This window comes from Roseofilum acuticapitatum BLCC-M154 (assembly GCF_030068475.1).
Classification (GTDB): Bacteria; Cyanobacteriota; Cyanobacteriia; order Cyanobacteriales; family Desertifilaceae; genus Roseofilum; species Roseofilum acuticapitatum.
In genome coordinates, this window is the sequence record NZ_JAQOSP010000057.1 from 1 (window position 1) to 16,780 (window position 16,780).

The window sequence follows — 16,780 nt, forward strand, 5'->3', positions numbered from 1 at the left end:
ACATGAAAATTTGTTAAGAAGCGGGCAAGATGCCCGCACTCCTCGAATTCTTTGATATGACTGGAGTGGGAGCATCTTGCTCCCTGGATTTTTAATTAGGGTATTTCCGCTTCGCGGACATGAATAAGCGAACTTGATATACAGCAGTTTTCGCTGCTATGGGGTACATTTGAATCGCCCTCAATCTGCCCTTATACAAGACTCAGAGGGACTTTCTTACTCATTACTCATTACTTATTACTCATTACTCATTACTCATTACTTACAGCGCTTTGCGCTGTATGAAGATGATGATGAGTCTCACAGAAAGTATGATCGAGCAATTGAAGTTTTTGTATTCACTAAAAAGAACCTACGTCCCATCAAACCGGGCGTTTCTGCCATGACTCTTCATAATCCAATCAGAATTAGTCGGGATGTACCTTTCCTCAACGATCATCCACATGGTTTTGCGCTTTGGCCGAAAAAGCTGAAGCTGATGAGGGCGGGTAACTCCATATTCATTCATTAACCCTAATAATGGAAGGTTCGAGTACAGATATATCGACAAGCATATTTTGAGTGTTGAATTTATTAAAAGATAACCCATTGTTCAATATCTACCGTAGGGGCAGGTTTCCACTTCGTGGACATGAAACACCCAGATTTAGAAATCCCCACCACTCGATGAGTGAACCTGCCCCATACCCCTTTTTACCCTGGCGGGGGCGGGTTTAGGAGAGCGATCGTTTTTCTTCTAAATCTTGGTTAACCCGCCCCTACAAAACTCTAAATTTGTATCTCATTGTTGATCGGTGATGTGTCACTGATAACAATCATAGCCGACCGATTTCCTGTAGGTTTTTAATATCTTTCTCAAAATCTTCTAGATCGTAAATGGAAATTTGACGACTAGCCAGAAGGTGCTGAAACGCGATACGATTCATTCCCCTCATTCCCCTCTTTATCCTATGATCGGGATCGCCCCTAACCCCGAACCCAATGGCCATGGATCGTGATATTGAAGCATCCCTCAAAAAAGCTGGAGTCCAATTTATCCGCGTTCTCTGGTGTGATAATGGCAATGCGATCCGAGCCAAAGCCATTCATCGGGGGATGTTAGCGGATTATCGAGAACAGGGCGTATCTCTGGCCATGGCTCAACAAGGGATGCCCATCATTGGCAGTACCCCAGCTTTTGGGAGTGGTTTGGGGCCCGTGGGAGAGGTGCAACTGATTCCCGATTGGTCTACCCTGATGGCTCTGCCCTATACCCCCAGTCATGCGCGGGTCATGGGCAATATGGTTAAAGATGGAGAACCTTGGCCAGTTTGTCCTCGCCGGTTTTTACGCGATATGGCCGCTGATGCGAAGCTGGAAGGGTTAGAAATTATTGCTTCCTTTGAAAATGAATTTTATTTACTAGAGCGCAGGGAAAATGGGGAAATTATTCCCACTGACCAAACGCCCTATTGTTCCACCTATGGCATGGATATTCAACAACGAATTATTGATGATATTGCCACAGCCTTGAATGAGCAAGGGGTATTAGTCGAGCAGTATTATCCGGAGTCGGGGCCGGGACAGCATGAAATTTCGGTATTGTATACTCAGGCTTTAGCGGCCGCTGACCAGCAGGTAGTGTTTCGGGAAACAGTAAAGGCGATCGCCCATTATCATCATCGTATTGCCTCTTTTTTACCCAAAATTTTCCCCGATCAAGCCGGAAGTGGCGCTCATCTCCATCTCAGTTTATGGCATAAGGGCGAAAATTTACTCCCCAACCCCTCCGGACTCTTAGGCTTATCCGATCGCAGTCGCTGGTTTATTGGCGGTATCCTCCATCACCATCGCGCCCTCATGGCCATCACCAACCCCATCCCCAACTCCTATCGCCGTCTCCAACCCCACTCCTGGAGCGGAGCCTTTTGCTGTTGGGGGTTGGACAACAAAGAAGCCGCCATTCGCGTCATCAGTAACCCAGAAGGCACAGGTTCCAGCCATTTTGAGTTTAAAACTATCGATGCCGCCGCCAACCCCTATTTAGCCCTAGGAGCAATCATTGCCGCCGGTTTGGACGGAATCCGCAACCAGCTCGAACCCCCCGAACCCGTCGATTGCGATCCGGGCATATTACCAGAAGAGGAACGCCAACATCGCGGCATTCAATGGCTACCAGCAACCCTTCTCGAAGCCATAACCGCTTTACAAGAAAATCAAGTCTTACTCAAAGCCTTAAGTCCCCCCCTAGCCCAAGCCTATCTAGCCGTGCGCCAAGCGGAATGGGAAATCATGAAAGACTGGGATTTATCTACTGAGGTCAAGATGTTATTAGACCGATATTAAGAGGAACTGGAGATACAGGTCATATCAAGTCCGGTTAATTTGTTAAGAAGCGGGCAAGATGCCCGCACTCCTCGAATTCTTTGATATGACTGGAGTGGGAGCGTCTCGCTCCCTGGATTTTTAATTAGGGTATTTAAGCGAACTTGATATCATCCCTATCAAGCTCTAAACCCAATCTTCATCTTCCGAGGACTTAGCGCTCTGAGCATCCCAGTCCGTTGTTTCGGGTCGAGGGGCAGGAGCCGGGGATGGGGTTGGGCTGCCATAGGGGGGAATAATCACCCGGTAGTCAGCATCATAAACCGTATCCTTCGGTTTTTCCGTAGGGCGCTCTGAGGGTTGGGGACGACTGCGATAAGTATTCTGGTTTTCGGGTTCTCCATTGCCCCAACTCACGGAATTAGGTCGCTCTTCTTGCCATTCTCCTGGAGGTTTAGAAGCCTGTTCCCAATCCTCTCCTGAATCAATTGGGCGCTTCGATTTAGAAAAGAAAGTCTTACCTGGAGAGCGGTCACTTCGACTCCGCTCAGTGACCGGGCGCTCGACCGGGGTTGAGTCGGTTTCTGGATCGCTGGTATAGTCTCTGACTGAATTCGATCCTTGTAAAATTAGGGTAATCAGACGAGAGCTGATCAATCCCAGGGTGAAGGCAATGAAGAGCCAAATACCGAGGGGTAGAGAAGGCGATCGCCCGCCCAGAAACACCACGGACATTAACGGAGTCAAGTTTTGCGCCACCACTAGAAGGCTGACCCCTAGAACTCCCAATAGCACTGTTTTTTGATTCATCTGTTTATTCTATCTAACCTTTGCGCCCACCTTGCCAACGGTTAAGAGGAATGCAATCAATGGCAAATTGATCTAAGGCTCTAGCTACAACAAAATCTACTAAGTCCTCAATGGTTTGAGGCTGATGATACCAAGCGGGAATGGCGGGAACAATTTTAACACCAGCTTGGGCTAAGGTGGTTAAATTTTGCAGGTGGATCACACTCAATGGGGTTTCCCTGGGAACGACGACCAGTTTACGCCCTTCTTTAATTTGCACATCAGCCGCTCTTTCTAGTAAATCTGAACTTAAGCCTACTGCGAGTTTTGCCACTGTAGACATACTACAGGGCATCACTAGCATACCTTGAGTTCGGAAGGAACCACTGGCGATCGCCGCCCCGACATTTTGCCAAGCATGACAGGTTAACTGTCCCTTGTCCATTTCGCCAGCTTGCTCTCGCCAAAATTGACTTTGTTTTTCGGGGTCTCCAGGCATCGTAATCTGCTGTTCCGCTTGCCACACCTGATAAGTGGCCTTGGAGGCCACTAACTCAATGGTATAGTCTGCTGCTAACAGGTACTTGAGAGCGCGAACGGCATAGATCAGGCCAGAGGCTCCAGAGACTCCGAGGATTAAGGGAATGGGGGACACGGGGGGATGGGGGGATGGGGGGATGGGGGGACATGGGGACAGGGGGATGGGGGAGGGGGAAAGATCGGGCACATAGCCTATTACCTATTCCCTATTCCCCCATTCCCTAGCTATAGTAATCTTCTTCCTCTTCTTCTTCATCCTCGAAGCCATCAGGACTATAGCTACCGCCACTAATGGCTACTAAGTCAATTTGCTGACGATAGTAGTCTACACTCTTGACTTGAACTTCTACGCGATCGCCTAATCGATAATGATTGCGATTTTTACGTCCAATCAGCATCTGTTGACGGCCGCGATATTCATACCAGTCATCTTTCAGGGAGCTGACATGCACCAAACCTTCCACTAGCACATCTTCAAGTTCCACAAAAAATCCATAGGATTGAACCCCAGTAATCACTCCATGGAAAATTTCCCCAGTGTGGGATTTCATAAACTCGGCTTTTTGCAGGCCATCTAAGTCATCTATCGCTTCTTGGGCAATCCGTTCAGTTTCGCTCAGATGGACGACAATATGGCTAAATTGCTCTTCTAATTCAGTTTGGGTATCTGGGGGGAGTACATTCCAGTTAATTTTGCCATGACAGCTACTGCTATTTAACTCTACCCCTTCCTTCGCACGAGCATTACGGCGATCGCGTCCTTGAGTAAACACTTCATGCAGAACCCGATGAATCAACAGGTCAGAATAGCGATGTAAAGGCGCTGTAAAATGGGTATACCCTTCATCCAGAGCCAAACCAAAATGAGGTTTAGGGGTCAGACTATAGAAAGCCGGTTTGAGGGCCCCTAGCAACAAATAGGTCAGAACTTTCTGTGCTGATGTCCCATCAAACTGGCGAGTAAAGTTCTGATAATCTTGAGGTTTAATATCTTCCTCATCTTCGAGTTCTAAATTAATCCCTAAATTCGCCGCCAGTTTCACCAATTCCTGGACTTCTTCCCCATGAGGCGCTTGATGAACCCGATACAAAGCAGGCACTTGTAGCTCTCTCAGGTGTTTAGCCACCAATTGATTCGCTAAGATCATCAGTTCCGTTACCATACCTCTAGCCGGTAAGGAGAAAGGAACCACCAGAGCGCCTAACGAGCCTTCATCATCATAGTAGTATTTTTGATCCGGTAAATTCAGCTCAAAAGACCCCCGCCCTAGACGATGTTGACGCAGATTTTGAGTCGCAGTGTAGAGTTGTTTCACCGTTTCTCCCAGGGCTGCGGGTAGGTCTGCGATCGCCTCTTCTGCCACCAGTAGAGCTTGAGTTTGTTGATAATTCAGATGATGATCGACGCAAATCATGGTCGGCTCAATCGTATATTCTTCTACATTGAACTGCCGGTCTAGGACAATCAATACGGAGAGACTAGGGCGATCTTCCCCTTTGATCAGGGCGCAATGTTGGGTCACTTCCGGAGGAAGCATCGGTAGCACTTTTGGCCCCAAATACACAGATACTCCCCGTTTGGCTGCGGCTTGATCGATCGCCGAGTTCGGGGGAATCAGATTAGCCACATCAGCAATATGAATCCCTAAGCGCCACTTGTTCCCTTCTAAGGGTTCTAGACTAATGGCATCATCAAAGGTATCAGCATGATGAGCATATTCCCCTGGTTTAATGGTGAAGGTGAGGACAGAGCGCAGGTCTTGACGATTTTCCGACCTCACCATTCCTTGCGGTTGTAAGCGGGCGGCTTCTTCGAGAACCGCAGGCATAAACACCTTGGGCAGGTCATGTTTACAGCGTACAATTTCCGTATCTGCCGCTTCTTCAGCATTCAGTCCTAGCACTTGGGTGACTTCCCCAATGGGGGGATAGGGGCCGAGGGGATAGCGCTGAATGGCCACATGAACCAGATGCTCGATCGCCGATTCTAAGGTCTCATTTTTCGGCAAACTCAGTTCAAACAGCAGCCGGTCATCCAGAGGAACAGCTTTATACTCTCCCTCTTGCCATTTGATCCGAGCCAGCACCGAGCTAATCGCCCGGTCAATAATCAAATAAACTTCTCCTTCTGGAGAGCGCCGTCTAGAACCTTCTTTGAGGACGCGCACTAAGACGCGATCGCCATTCCAAGCCGTTGATAGATTGCTTTCTCGGATATAAATATCCTCAGCTTCTTCATCATCCTGAATGGCAAAGCAAAATCCCTTACTAGAACAGCGCAGTTTTCCTTCTACCAGTCCATTTTCTGGGGCCCGGCGATACCGTCCTCGGTCTTTGACCAGTATCCCCATTTTCTCTAGGGCATCCAGAGCGATTTGGAGTTGACGTAGACTGATCTCACTGGTTAGGCCTAGTTTTTTTTCTAGGACTTTGGGCGCGATCAATTTATCATCAGTGAAATTGGAGAGCAAATTGGCGATCGTGAATTCCATGTAGCGATACGTCCTTGGGTTATCTGTGTCTTTACAGCCAGTTGGCTATCTGGATAGGGCGAGGCGGTTCATGGAGATTGAACCAGCCTGAAGCTAAAGTCTGGATTAGATCCGGTCTAATGGGGATGATCTTAATCCAAGGGATTGCCTTTAGGGTGGGGCTGTTGCTTAACAAGAGTCTGAATCTGTACAGAAACAAACCCCGTATTGAAACGATTCAGTCCTCATCTCAGGGCAACCCCATCGGGAATCAGGTGGATCTGCCTAGGTTTTTTTGCTCGGACTTACCCGCACCAACGGAGATGATTAGTTGCGGCCAATGGTCTTCGCTAAGACCCCTAGGGAGGAGAGCATAGTAGGAGCTACTCTTTGGGAATATGGCTCAGGTTAGGGGAGACCGGAAAGAGTAGACCCGGAGCGCTTCCCTTAACTGGCTGCCACCTGCTAACGTTTGGCAAATTGCTGGTCAATTGATCCGAGGATTAAATTGACTATTTTTTAGTTTATCATTAATCGGGATCGAGTTGACACTTAATGGCGCTCACCCGTCACAATATAAGCTACGCGCTGGCCAATATTAGTCGCGTGATCTGCCATGCGCTCTAAATGGCGAATCACTAAAACCAATAATAAAATCGGTTCGATTTCCCCTTGAATGTTGCGTTGATTGGCTAATTTTTGGTACAGGTGTTCATAGTCTGCATCGACTAAATCATCTTTGACTTTAATTTCTAATCCGCCCTGAGCATCCAGATTAGATAAGGCGACTAAACTCATGGCTAACATGGATTGACAGCGATCGTACATCAGTTGTATGTCGCTAATCATGGGCTGAGGAGGATAAGCAAAGAGCTTAATGGCAATCTCTCCTAAGTCTTTGGCATAGTCCCCAATGCGCTCTAGATCCCGGACTAACTGCATCATTGAACTCAGGAGCCTTAAATCTTGGGTGACGGGGGACTGAAGAGCGATGGTCGTCACACAGTCGAGTTCGATTTGGCGATAGAGTTGATCGATGCGTTTGTCTTGGGGTTTAATCTGATTGGCGGCTTCTAGATCTTGCTCAAATAGGGCTTGACGTGCTAAACAGCACGAGTTTTCCACGAGAGCGCCCATACGCAGAACATCTCGCTGCAAACTCCGTAACTGCCGTTGAAAATAGGTTCTTGTTAGACTTGAGGTTGATGTTGGGATATCCACCAGCTATCCTCTCCCAACTAAATGCTGAATGATTGCGCTCGAATTCCATCAGTATAGCGACTTGCTCTGACAACGGCCGGATTTAATTGAAGCTTAACCCAACACCTGAGTTTCTCATTACCGAATTACTCTTTGTGAAGGCAAATATTACGGTATGTAACAAACCTATTCCCCTAGGGGGCAATTTGAGCAACAGTGTTGAACAAACCTATTATTAAGCGGAGTTTTTGATTATGGCTTTATCGGATACCCAAGTATTTGTGGCTCTAGTGCTGGCTTTAATCCCAGGGATCTTGGCTTTCCGCCTGTCTACCGAACTGTATAAGTAAAGTTGCAGTCGGCTTTGATCGAGAAGCCTTTGAGTATTCTGGGGGGGAAGACGGGAAAAACTTTTAAGAATGGGCGGTTAGGGTTAGCTCGAAGGTGTATTATCAGGGCATAAATTGTGTTGCGCTGTCATCATCTAAAACGCCCATGCTTGCTAGTGAGCCAACCCCCCAGAGAAATCCTCATGCGATTAAACCTCGCGATCCTCGTCGAATTCGTAACCAGCGCCAGCGAGCGCGTCGTCACTCTCCTCCTTTGGCTGGGGCGATCGCCTGGGAAACGATGATGAAGTTAAGTGTAAATTTGGTTTTAGCTACCGTAGGAATGGGGGCTGTGATGCGTCTGATTCCTAATTATCAGTCGGTAGAAGAAAAGTTAAACAGTATTGAAATTGAAGTTCAGCAAACACAAGATCGGGTCACAGAGCTACAACAGGATTTTGACCGCTCGTTTGATCCAGAGCAAGCAAAACAGGTGATGGCAGAACAAAGTCACCGGATCGATCCGAAAAGGCGTTCTGTGGTTTGGAAAAAGGAAGCCGCAGATTGATAGAAGAGAGGAGATCGGGTTTATCCTCCAATGGGTTGCAGCAGTTGATCTTTCCAATGCACAACCCGTTGGTATTGCCGTTGTTCAGCTCCGGAGAGGTGGGGGGAATTTTGGAAATGGTCGATCGCTCTTTGGTAATCGGCGATCGCCCAATTCCAATCTCCCATCAGATGGTAGGTGCGTCCCCGTTCGGCATAAATATAGCCTTCTAAACGCCCCATCCGTAGGGCAAAATCGAGGTTATCGAGGGCGAGTTCATAGATCTGGAGTTGCCGGAAAGTGATGCCTCGGTTAATCCAGGCTTGAAGATTGAGGGGATTTAAATCTAAACTTTGATCGTAATCGAGTAGAGCAGCATAGAGATCCCCTAGACGGGCGTAGGCATTGGCGCGATTGTTGTAAGCTTTATCCAATTGGGGATTGAGTTCGATGGCTTGGCTATAGTCGGCGATCGCCAGCTCCACTTCTCCCTCCTGAAAATAGCCATAGCCGCGATTATGATAATAATTGGCACAGGTGGGATCGGCCTCAATCAGACGAGTATATAGATCAATGGCTCTTCTATAGTCCCCTTGCTCTAAGCAAGCTTGAGCTTGGCGGCTCAATTGGCGATCGATGGGGATAATGTTCTCAATCGGTGTATGCTGTGCTGGGCATAAACCCATGCCAGAATCATAACTAGAAGGTGAAAGATGCATAGCCATGGACTGTACCTCAATGACTGACTGGACTTGATGTTTGATACCTTCACTGTAAGGGGAAAATCCCCAGGGAAAAAGTCGGAATGTACCAGTTACTCAGGTGGCTGATGGTTTGGCTTTGCCGACAGGGGTTCTATCCTGGTATATTGCTAAATAATGGATATAGCCAATAGCTTTGACGCTGTGCAAAAACTATCTGTTCCTCCCTTATTGGGAAGAGTGTTTGAAAGGCAGAAATAGGATTCATTAATAATATCCCTGTATTTATTGCCAGCAACCCAGAGTTTGCCCAACGATTTGAAGAAAAGAATTTGCCGATAATCGGCGACGATATTAAAGCTCAACTGGGGGCAACGATTACCCATCGAGCGCTAACGGAATTATTTAAAAAGCGGGGGGTAAAGTTGGATCGGACTTACCAGCTTAATACTGGGGGCAATACGGATTTTCTCAATATGTTAAACCGCACTCGGTTGGCTTCTAAGAAGGAATCTAAGACAGAGGCGGTACAAGCGGTGACAGCAGAAAGGTTGGAAGAGGACAATATCCATGTGGGGCCGAGCGATTACGTTCCTTGGCAAAAAGATAATAAAGTTGCTTTTATCCGCATGGAAGGAAAACTCTTTGGCGGTGTTCCTATGAATTTAGAATTGCGATTGTCGGTGGAGGATTCTCCTAATTCTGCTGGAGTAGCGATCGATGCCATTCGTTGTTGCAAGTTGGCTTTAGATAAGGGCAAAGGCGGGATTCTACATTGGCCTTCGGCTTTCTTTATGAAGCATCCGCCCCAACAATATAGCGATGAGGAAGCTTACCAGATGACGGAAGTTTTTATTGGGGGGTAATGAAACGAGCATTTTTGTAGCAATTTGGTAGGGTGCGTTAGCGACAGCGTAACGCACCAAAACCTAAAAAAAGCACCAACCAAGGATTTTTGTAGTGCCGTGACAACCCTAAAATGGTGGGTTACGGCGGATTGATGATTGCTGTCAGAGTCTAGGTTTTAGCCGCCTAACCCACCCTACACTAATGCACTATTTTAGCTGTGTCACGGCAGTAGGCTGCGTTAGCGACAGCGTAACGCACCAAAAGCATAGGAAATGGTGCGTTACGGCTTCGCCTAACACACCCTACAACTGTCTATAAATAAACAATACAGTTATGTAGCTGATGTTTTTTCCCTCCCATTCTCTCCTTGTAAGCTTCTTCACCTTTGAGAAAGCTATATTTAATCGCTTGATTCTCAATACTATTCTTGACGATCGCCATTTGCGAGATAAAACCAACGCTCAAAGATTTATAATGCGGGTCGTAGCCGGTGTTGTAAAGATAGACAGTGGCATCATGCTCGAAATTGAGGGTAGATGCTATTGGGGTTTGCTCGATCTCTAAAAAACAAAGTTTAATCTTCCCGATCGCGGCCATCTCCTTCATCAGTAAGCGAAAATATGATGCCATTTGTTCCGTCATAAATTCGGCTTTATCCTGTCGGCTCGCTACATGCAGATTTAAGAAGTTATTACACCAATGCTCGATCTCACCTGCATCGCTAACTATTCGATGGGTAATATTTCCAGCTTCGTTTAACCTGCGGAATTGACGGCGAAATTCTTTCTGCTTCTTTATTGTTACCCGATCCAGATAAGTCTCCCATTGAGAAGGAAGTTCTATCTCGTAAGAGACCTCTGCATTTTCAGTAGCAGTAGAGTAACCAAGCTGCTCTGTCGCAGGCATCATCTCAGTAAATACTAAGGAGTCTGCACGAACGGAGTTTAGCTCCAGATATTGCACTCCCTCTGTTTTCAAGCATTCAAGCAAAATGCTCGCGAAATCTTGAGACTTTCCCGGACTGATCATAAAGTCCATAAAGTCAAAAACTTCTGGATCGCCTATAAATGTCGCCTTTTCATTTTTGATAATAATTGGGGCAATTCCGATCGGTTCATCACCTTGCCATACAGAATAAATAGAAGGCAAAGAGCCACTATTAAATACAAGGCTCCACGGTCGAATAAAGGCCGGAAAGGTAAAGATACAGTTCCATCGCAGTCGATCGCGATAATTAGACCAATAGAAATCAAGGCGATCGAATGCTTCTTTCTTAACAGATAACATTAGACTCCCAAAAATTTAGGTAAACTTTAATCGATTGTACCCGTACCGGGGTTAAAAAAATCGGAGTAACTGAAAATGAGTCCAGTAATTTTTCTTTCACCACACTTAGACGATGCGGCTCTTTCTTGTGGGGCTTATATCAGTATGCTGGTAGAGCGATCGATTGATGTTCGCGTCCACACCCTCTTCTCAGGTATCCCTAAAATAGAGGAACTCTCACCATTGGCCAAAGCAATTCATTTAGAGGGGGGACTGGAAAGCGATGGGATGCTCAGACGCAGAGAGGAAGATCGAGTTGCCATGCAGTATCTGGGTGTAAAGTTTACTTATGCAGATTTTCTGGACTGCATTTATCGAACCGATCCTGCTGGGAGGTCGCGATATCAAACTAAAAAAGGTATTTTTCCGGTTCGTCCCGATCTAGAAGTCGATGCAGACACGCTTAAGGATTTAGTTACTTATCTCTGTCGGGTGCTGAAAGAAGTACGACCATCGGAGGTGTATGTGCCATTAGGCATAGGTCATCATATCGATCATATTTTGGTCAGGGAGGCGTTAGAAAGGAGTATCTGGCGATCGGGCAGCGACAATAGTACGGATGTTATTTACTACGAGGACGTTCCTTATGTCTGCTCTCCTGACAGTCGCGACTTTTTAGCTACTCTATCTAAATCCTTTTTGAAATCCAGCGCAGAAATCATACTGTACCTGATGCAGAACGATTTTTGCCCAAAAATGGCGAAGGTATTGTTCAAAAAACCCGGTTTTTTGGTGTCTCAGAAACCCGGTTTTTTGAAAAAACCGGGTTTCTTGACCGACTCTCTAGATTTCGTGTCTCTTCGATATTACCAAAGAGTTATATTCCTCTACGATCGCTTTTCCGATGTTAGGCCAGGAGTAGTTGAAGATTGACGATCGCAGCATCTCTCGATCCAGACTGCGGTACATTGGTGAGGCAAAGAAATTTTGTATGCCCCGCGCCAGTAATTCGGGACTATTATCATCAACAACAAACCCGGTTTTCCCTTCTAAGATAATACTATCGACCGCACCAACCCGAGCTGCAACAACAGGGGTTCCACAGGCCAGTGCTTCTAAGACAACCAGACAAAAACTTTCATAGTAAGAAGGCACAACTAGCAAATCTACCGCATTATAGTAAGTTGCCAGATTGGGTTGTTCGACTCTGCCGATCGGATTTAGCATCTGCTGTACGTCGAGCTTTTTTGCTAGGGCTAGGAGTTTCTGAGTTTCCGGGGACGCTTCCCCATCTCCGCCAACGACGAGCAATTGCAGTTCTCGATCGCCTTTTAATAAGCTCAAGGCAGAAATTAAGCGATCTAGCCCTTTGACTGGGGAGAATCGACCAATATAGAGAATATAGCGCTTCCCCTTCTGCAATCCTAACTTCTGAATGCTTAATTCCTTACTTTCTGGGCGGAATAAATCAAAATTGACCCCGCAAGGGATAACCTCGATCTTACTTGGGTTGACCTGGAAATGAAGTCTGACATTTTCTTTTTCTCGCTGACAGGCCACAATAATGCGATCGGCGGTTCGAGCAATTTCATTTTCAGAGTTAACCCGCAGGTCGGGATCGGGCTGACCCGACTTTGTGAGATTCTTGCAAGCAGCAAGAGTATGAAAGGTGGTAACATGAGGTACGTTCCATTTTTGTCGTGCATAATTACCGACAATGCCCGATAGCCAATAGTGGCTGTGAATGAAATTGTATTGAATGTTTTGAGAGCGTCGAAACTCTTCTATAGAGTTGAAAATATCGGGAAGATAATCGAACAGTTCTAATTTGCTGAGGGGCTTTAGCGATCGAACTGGCAGGCAGATAACTCGGATGTTCTGGGCTACACTAATAATCTTTTGAGACTGAAGATGAGTTTGAGCGGTAAAAATATCGACCGAGTGTCCTTGTTTGCCAATTTCTTTTGACAATTCCAAGATATATACGCTCATGCCCCCCGTGTTTTCTGTTCCTAACTCTCCAACCGGGCTTGAATGTATGCTTAAGATTGCGATGTTTAGTTGATGCATAAGTGTTTACGAAAATTAATTAGGTCTGGAACAGACAAGATGTCTGTTTTACGTTGTTTTTACTCCTCCTTTGCTGGATGTTGTCAAGTACGCGCCAAGTAAAATAACCGTAAATCCTAACAAGTTCAGCCAAGTTAAAGTTTCTGAGAAGATTACCCAAGCAAGGATAGCAGTAATCGCGGGATGGAGCAGTAAGACCGTCGCCACCAATGCCGAAGATAACCATTTGAGGCTATAAGTTACCAAAATTTGCTGGATAATTCCTACTGTACCTATAGCAGTTACAATTAGCCATACTCCCCAAGAATGGGGAAACAGATCGTCGCCTGCTACGAAGAGAAATGGCAGTAAAAAAAACGTTCCTAGCAAGTAGTTACAGGTTGTAATTGCAGTGGGACTTAACTGAGTTTGCAGTTTTTCCATAATCAGCAGACACCCGGCCAAAAGCACAGTAGAAACTAAAGCCAGTCCATCACCTTGTAATTTGTCAATGGTTATGGAAAAGTCATTAGCTACTATAGAAATCGAACCGACAATAGATATCCCTATTCCTGTTAGAAATAGGCGATCGAACTTCTGACCCAAGAATACCCATGCAACCAAGGTAGTAAATATTGGATTTAGACTATGTAGCACTTCAGAGTTAGCAATGCTAGTTTGAGTCAGAGACCAAACGTAGAGTAGGGTGTGAAGTGTAGAAAATATCCCCAGAATTAGCAACAGGAGTAATAGGTTATGGAGGTTAGGGAAGCGTTTTCCAGTCAGATAATTTTCCGATCGCCCTTGCTTGAGGATGGATGGTAAATTCCAGAATGTCAAAACAACAGCACCGATCCAGCGAGGATGAAATACTGTAGCGTTGGGACTAATTTCGTATTCGCTTACCTTGACTAAGATGGGGATGAAAGCAACGAGAAACAGGACAATAAATAGGGCGCAGAAAGCCAGTTTGATCTCTCGTTTTGCTGTTGATTGTGCAGTTAATTGTAATTGTTCTGTCATTACAGTTGCTGATTTTTGAGACCCTTGGAGTCAATTGCTAATTGTTAATGGTTAATGGTTGATCGATCTGAGACATCAAGGAACTTGGTGAGCCAGATAAGGGGATCTCGAACTTGTTCGATCGTGCCATCATTCCGTTGACGTTTGTACTCATCGAGGTATTCGATAACTGTTAGCTGCTTATACCCGAGGCGGTGGTATAGCTTGGATGCTTTCGGATTATTCAAGCTCACCCCGAGGCCGATGGTGTTGAACCCTCGCGAGATTGCTTCTCCTTCACAATGGGAGATGATTTGAGTTCCTATCGAACGACCGCGAAACTCTTCGAGAACTTCTAGGCGGTAGATTTCAGGGCAATGGGGAAAAGTAGCTCTTACGGTACTGTGGCGCGGACTGATCCATCGCACGAAACCGTGACCAACAGGCGTACTATCTAGCCAGGCAACGTAGAATGAGAGAATTTGAGCTTGCTGGTCTATGATATCGTCCCTGTGCGTTCGTTTAAATGCGCTCTGGAAGGCGCGATCGAGCAAGGATAGGTCTTGTTCTTCTGCTTGACGGATGGAAATACTGTTCATGAATTGAATCTATAACTGGTTTTTAGCACAGCGATTCTATTTTATGACTACATTTTCGACTATAGGGAAAAAGCGCTCATGTACCAGTTACCCAGGTGTAGCTGATGGTAAGATACAACATATTGAATGGTGCGGTGCGCCGAATCGAGGTATCCGTTACTCTCGATTTTGGCGATCGCGGCAGCGATGGGTCGTATTATCGCCTAAATCCTCGCTTCCTCTCAGTTCAGTTGATATCCCTCCCATTGATTTATATCCCTCACCCTTATGACTGTTGAACAAATCTATCCCAACGCTCCCGATGTATCTCCAGAAGATTATTTAGTGGTTGGCTTGGCCACTTGCTTTATTAAGGAAGATGGAGAGGTCTATGCGGTGAAAATAATAGAACCTATTCCTTCAGCCGCTCTGGAAGCTCTGCTTAAGGGTATTCCCACTTCCTATGAAATGGCTTTGGGAACCACGTTAGGGGCGACCCTCATCCAGGAGGCCCCCCAAAAACCCAGGGAGTTCCCTGAGAATGCCCAATTCTGTGACGAGTTTGTGGAACGGGCGATCGCCGCAGTCCGCAGTTATAAGGTTCCCAGCCATGAACCAGTTAAAGCTGAAATTGCGATCGGCACTTGTCGCCAAGATTTCAACTTTTCCACGGAGCGCAAGCGCGTCTTGAATACGACCAATGTGGTTCGCACTGAAGACAATGTTAAACAACACGAATATACCCATAAGGTGCTGTAATGATTAAACTCTATGGTGGCCCCCGCACTCGCGGAACTTTGGTTCAGTGGTATTTGGAGGAACTTGAGGTTCCCTACGAATTGATTGCTGTGGACATCCAAGGACAAGCCCATAAGCAGCCGGAATATTTAGCGATTCATCCCATGGGGAAGGTTCCCGCTTTGGTGGATGGAGAGTTTACTATCTGGGAATCTGGGGCAATTTTGATGTATCTGGCTCTTCAGTATGGTAATGCTCAGGGATCGGTACAAGAGATTGCCGAGATGAATCAGTGGGTGATTTTTGCTAATGCTAGTTTAGGCCCTGGGGTGTTTATTGAAGCGTCCCGCGATCGCGCCTTAGCCGATTTTATGCCTCCCCTGAACCAACGGCTCCAAGATCAGCCCTTTTTACTCGGCGATCGGTTTACCGTTGCGGATGTAGCTGTCGGCTCCTTTCTCTTCTACATGCCGGTGATGCTCCAACTCGACTTAAGCGAGTATCCCGCCATTACCGACTATATTCAGCGCTTGTCCCAACGTCCTGCCTTCCAAAATACCCTCGGCAAACGCTAGATTCACCAAAAATGAGACAGGCCTTAAGCCTGTCTCCTGTAAAATAAATGCTTCTAATGTTACATTTACCTTAAGATCTATTTAAACCCAACTGCTGCTTGCCAAACAAAGGCCAGCAGTAGGAAAAAGATAGGAATTACAGGCAAAACATCGATTAGTGGGCCAAACGCTGAATAGGCTTCAGGTAGTTTTGCCAACAGCAGTGCTGCTTCCATAGGTGTGTTTTCCTCTCCAACAGTACGGGGCATGATTTTCAGAATTGAAAAAAATATTAACATATAGTGCCCCACCAGGGAATAGGGCACAACCGAAATGCTGGCTTGATCTGGAGTGGGAGCGTCTCGCTCCCTGGATTTTTATATCAAGTCCGGATAAAGGGTGAAGAAGCGGGCAAGATGCCCGCACTCCTCTAATCCCTTGATATAGCGCTTTCCGCTTCGCGGACATGAACGCGCTAGGGAATAGGGAATAGGGAATAGGGTTGTGGTACATGGCTTTGAGCCTTTAAGACTGTACACCATAACAGCGCCAAGCGCTGTATTACTGGAGTGGGAGCGTCTCGCTCCCTAAATTTTTAATCATGGTATTTCCGCTTCGCGGACATGAACAATCGGACTTGATATTATTACCGATTACCGATTACCGATTACCGATTACTGCGCGAATCGCTCTAATAGCGCGGAAGCTCTAAAAAAAAGCCGGGTAAGACGGATTCTCCCGATAAAGTGGTGGGTAACGAGATGATTTCTACTTGCTGATTTTGACGATAGATTTCTACTTGCTGGTTTTGAGGATCGATGAGCCAACCGAGCCTTAAACCACTGTTCAAATATTCCTGCATT

The 16,780-nt window shown here is 46.3% G+C and carries 18 protein-coding genes and 2 pseudogenes; 8 read left to right on the forward strand and 12 right to left on the reverse strand.

The window, feature by feature from the left end:
• Positions 1-169: 169 nt before the first annotated feature.
• A complete protein-coding gene (locus PMG71_RS07990; protein ID WP_283753133.1) occupies positions 170-511 on the forward strand; it encodes a hypothetical protein in 342 nt (113 codons plus the stop codon).
• A gap of 304 nt (positions 512-815) precedes the next feature.
• Here the strand turns inward: PMG71_RS07990 and PMG71_RS07995 are convergent.
• Positions 816-929 (reverse strand): annotated as a pseudogene (locus PMG71_RS07995) (UPF0175 family protein); the annotation flags it as partial.
• 52 nt (positions 930-981) lie between these two features.
• Here PMG71_RS07995 and PMG71_RS08000 point away from each other — a divergent pair.
• Positions 982-2,325, forward strand: coding sequence for a glutamine synthetase family protein (locus PMG71_RS08000; RefSeq protein WP_283753135.1), 1,344 nt, complete (start codon positions 982-984; stop codon positions 2,323-2,325).
• Between the two features lie 165 nt (positions 2,326-2,490).
• On the opposite strand, the gene PMG71_RS08005 is transcribed toward PMG71_RS08000, so the two are convergent.
• From PMG71_RS08005 to phoU, 4 genes are all read right to left on the reverse strand, one after another.
• On the reverse strand, positions 2,491-3,114 hold the full coding sequence (locus PMG71_RS08005; protein WP_283753136.1) for a hypothetical protein: 624 nt from the start codon (positions 3,112-3,114) through the stop codon (positions 2,491-2,493).
• Positions 3,115-3,127: 13 nt separating this feature from the next.
• Positions 3,128-3,748, reverse strand: a complete 621-nt coding sequence (locus PMG71_RS08010) for a flavin prenyltransferase UbiX (protein WP_283753137.1) — start codon at positions 3,746-3,748, stop codon at positions 3,128-3,130.
• 106 nt (positions 3,749-3,854) lie between these two features.
• Complete coding sequence (locus PMG71_RS08015) at positions 3,855-6,125, reverse strand: ribonuclease R family protein (protein WP_283753138.1); 2,271 nt, start codon at positions 6,123-6,125, stop codon at positions 3,855-3,857.
• A gap of 531 nt (positions 6,126-6,656) precedes the next feature.
• Positions 6,657-7,328 (reverse strand): phosphate signaling complex protein PhoU, encoded by a 672-nt coding sequence (gene phoU / locus PMG71_RS08020; RefSeq protein WP_347179229.1) that lies wholly within the window; start codon positions 7,326-7,328, stop codon positions 6,657-6,659.
• A gap of 230 nt (positions 7,329-7,558) precedes the next feature.
• Between phoU and psaM the strand changes: the two genes are divergently transcribed.
• Positions 7,559-7,654, forward strand: coding sequence for a photosystem I reaction center subunit XII (psaM, locus tag PMG71_RS08025; protein ID WP_271940292.1), 96 nt, complete (start codon positions 7,559-7,561; stop codon positions 7,652-7,654).
• Between the two features lie 145 nt (positions 7,655-7,799).
• Entirely contained in the window at positions 7,800-8,201 is a 402-nt protein-coding gene (locus tag PMG71_RS08030; protein ID WP_283753140.1) for a slr1601 family putative cell division protein, read from the forward strand.
• A gap of 20 nt (positions 8,202-8,221) precedes the next feature.
• Here the strand turns inward: PMG71_RS08030 and PMG71_RS08035 are convergent, their stop codons facing one another.
• A complete protein-coding gene (locus PMG71_RS08035; RefSeq protein WP_283753141.1) occupies positions 8,222-8,905 on the reverse strand; it encodes a tetratricopeptide repeat protein in 684 nt (227 codons plus the stop codon).
• A gap of 224 nt (positions 8,906-9,129) precedes the next feature.
• On the opposite strand from PMG71_RS08035, the pseudogene PMG71_RS08040 reads away from it, so the two are divergent.
• Positions 9,130-9,747 (forward strand): annotated as a pseudogene (locus PMG71_RS08040) (inositol-3-phosphate synthase); the annotation flags it as partial.
• A 295-nt stretch (positions 9,748-10,042) separates the two neighbouring features.
• Here PMG71_RS08040 and PMG71_RS08045 read toward each other — a convergent pair.
• Positions 10,043-11,017: a GNAT family N-acetyltransferase gene (locus tag PMG71_RS08045; RefSeq protein WP_283753143.1), complete on the reverse strand. Its 975-nt coding sequence runs from the start codon at positions 11,015-11,017 to the stop codon at positions 10,043-10,045.
• Positions 11,018-11,092: 75 nt separating this feature from the next.
• On the opposite strand from PMG71_RS08045, the gene PMG71_RS08050 reads away from it, so the two are divergent.
• On the forward strand, positions 11,093-11,929 hold the full coding sequence (locus PMG71_RS08050; protein WP_283753144.1) for a PIG-L deacetylase family protein: 837 nt from the start codon (positions 11,093-11,095) through the stop codon (positions 11,927-11,929).
• On the opposite strand, the gene PMG71_RS08055 is transcribed toward PMG71_RS08050, so the two are convergent.
• The 3 genes from PMG71_RS08055 to PMG71_RS08065 form a co-directional block, all read right to left on the reverse strand.
• Positions 11,840-12,988, reverse strand: a complete 1,149-nt coding sequence (locus PMG71_RS08055; protein WP_283753145.1) for a glycosyltransferase — start codon at positions 12,986-12,988, stop codon at positions 11,840-11,842. The genes PMG71_RS08050 and PMG71_RS08055 overlap by 90 nt on opposite strands.
• A gap of 126 nt (positions 12,989-13,114) precedes the next feature.
• Positions 13,115-14,068 carry a DMT family transporter gene (locus PMG71_RS08060; RefSeq protein WP_283753146.1) on the reverse strand — a complete coding sequence of 318 codons (954 nt, stop codon included), beginning with the start codon at positions 14,066-14,068 and terminating at the stop codon, positions 13,115-13,117.
• 44 nt (positions 14,069-14,112) lie between these two features.
• Positions 14,113-14,646 carry a GNAT family N-acetyltransferase gene (locus PMG71_RS08065; RefSeq protein ID WP_283753147.1) on the reverse strand — a complete coding sequence of 178 codons (534 nt, stop codon included), beginning with the start codon at positions 14,644-14,646 and terminating at the stop codon, positions 14,113-14,115.
• A 267-nt stretch (positions 14,647-14,913) separates the two neighbouring features.
• Between PMG71_RS08065 and PMG71_RS08070 the strand changes: the two genes are divergently transcribed.
• Both PMG71_RS08070 and PMG71_RS08075 read left to right on the forward strand, forming a co-directional pair.
• Positions 14,914-15,384 carry a hypothetical protein gene (locus tag PMG71_RS08070; RefSeq protein ID WP_283753148.1) on the forward strand — a complete coding sequence of 157 codons (471 nt, stop codon included), beginning with the start codon at positions 14,914-14,916 and terminating at the stop codon, positions 15,382-15,384.
• A complete protein-coding gene (locus tag PMG71_RS08075) occupies positions 15,384-15,938 on the forward strand; it encodes a glutathione S-transferase family protein (protein ID WP_283753149.1) in 555 nt (184 codons plus the stop codon). The genes PMG71_RS08070 and PMG71_RS08075 overlap by 1 nt, the downstream gene beginning before the upstream one ends.
• Before the next feature lie 77 nt (positions 15,939-16,015).
• Here the strand turns inward: PMG71_RS08075 and PMG71_RS08080 are convergent, their stop codons facing one another.
• Complete coding sequence (locus PMG71_RS08080; RefSeq protein WP_283753150.1) at positions 16,016-16,153, reverse strand: photosystem II reaction center protein K; 138 nt, start codon at positions 16,151-16,153, stop codon at positions 16,016-16,018.
• A gap of 455 nt (positions 16,154-16,608) precedes the next feature.
• On the reverse strand, positions 16,609-16,780 hold a 172-nt coding region (locus tag PMG71_RS23850; RefSeq protein WP_347179230.1), incomplete at its 5' end, for a Uma2 family endonuclease.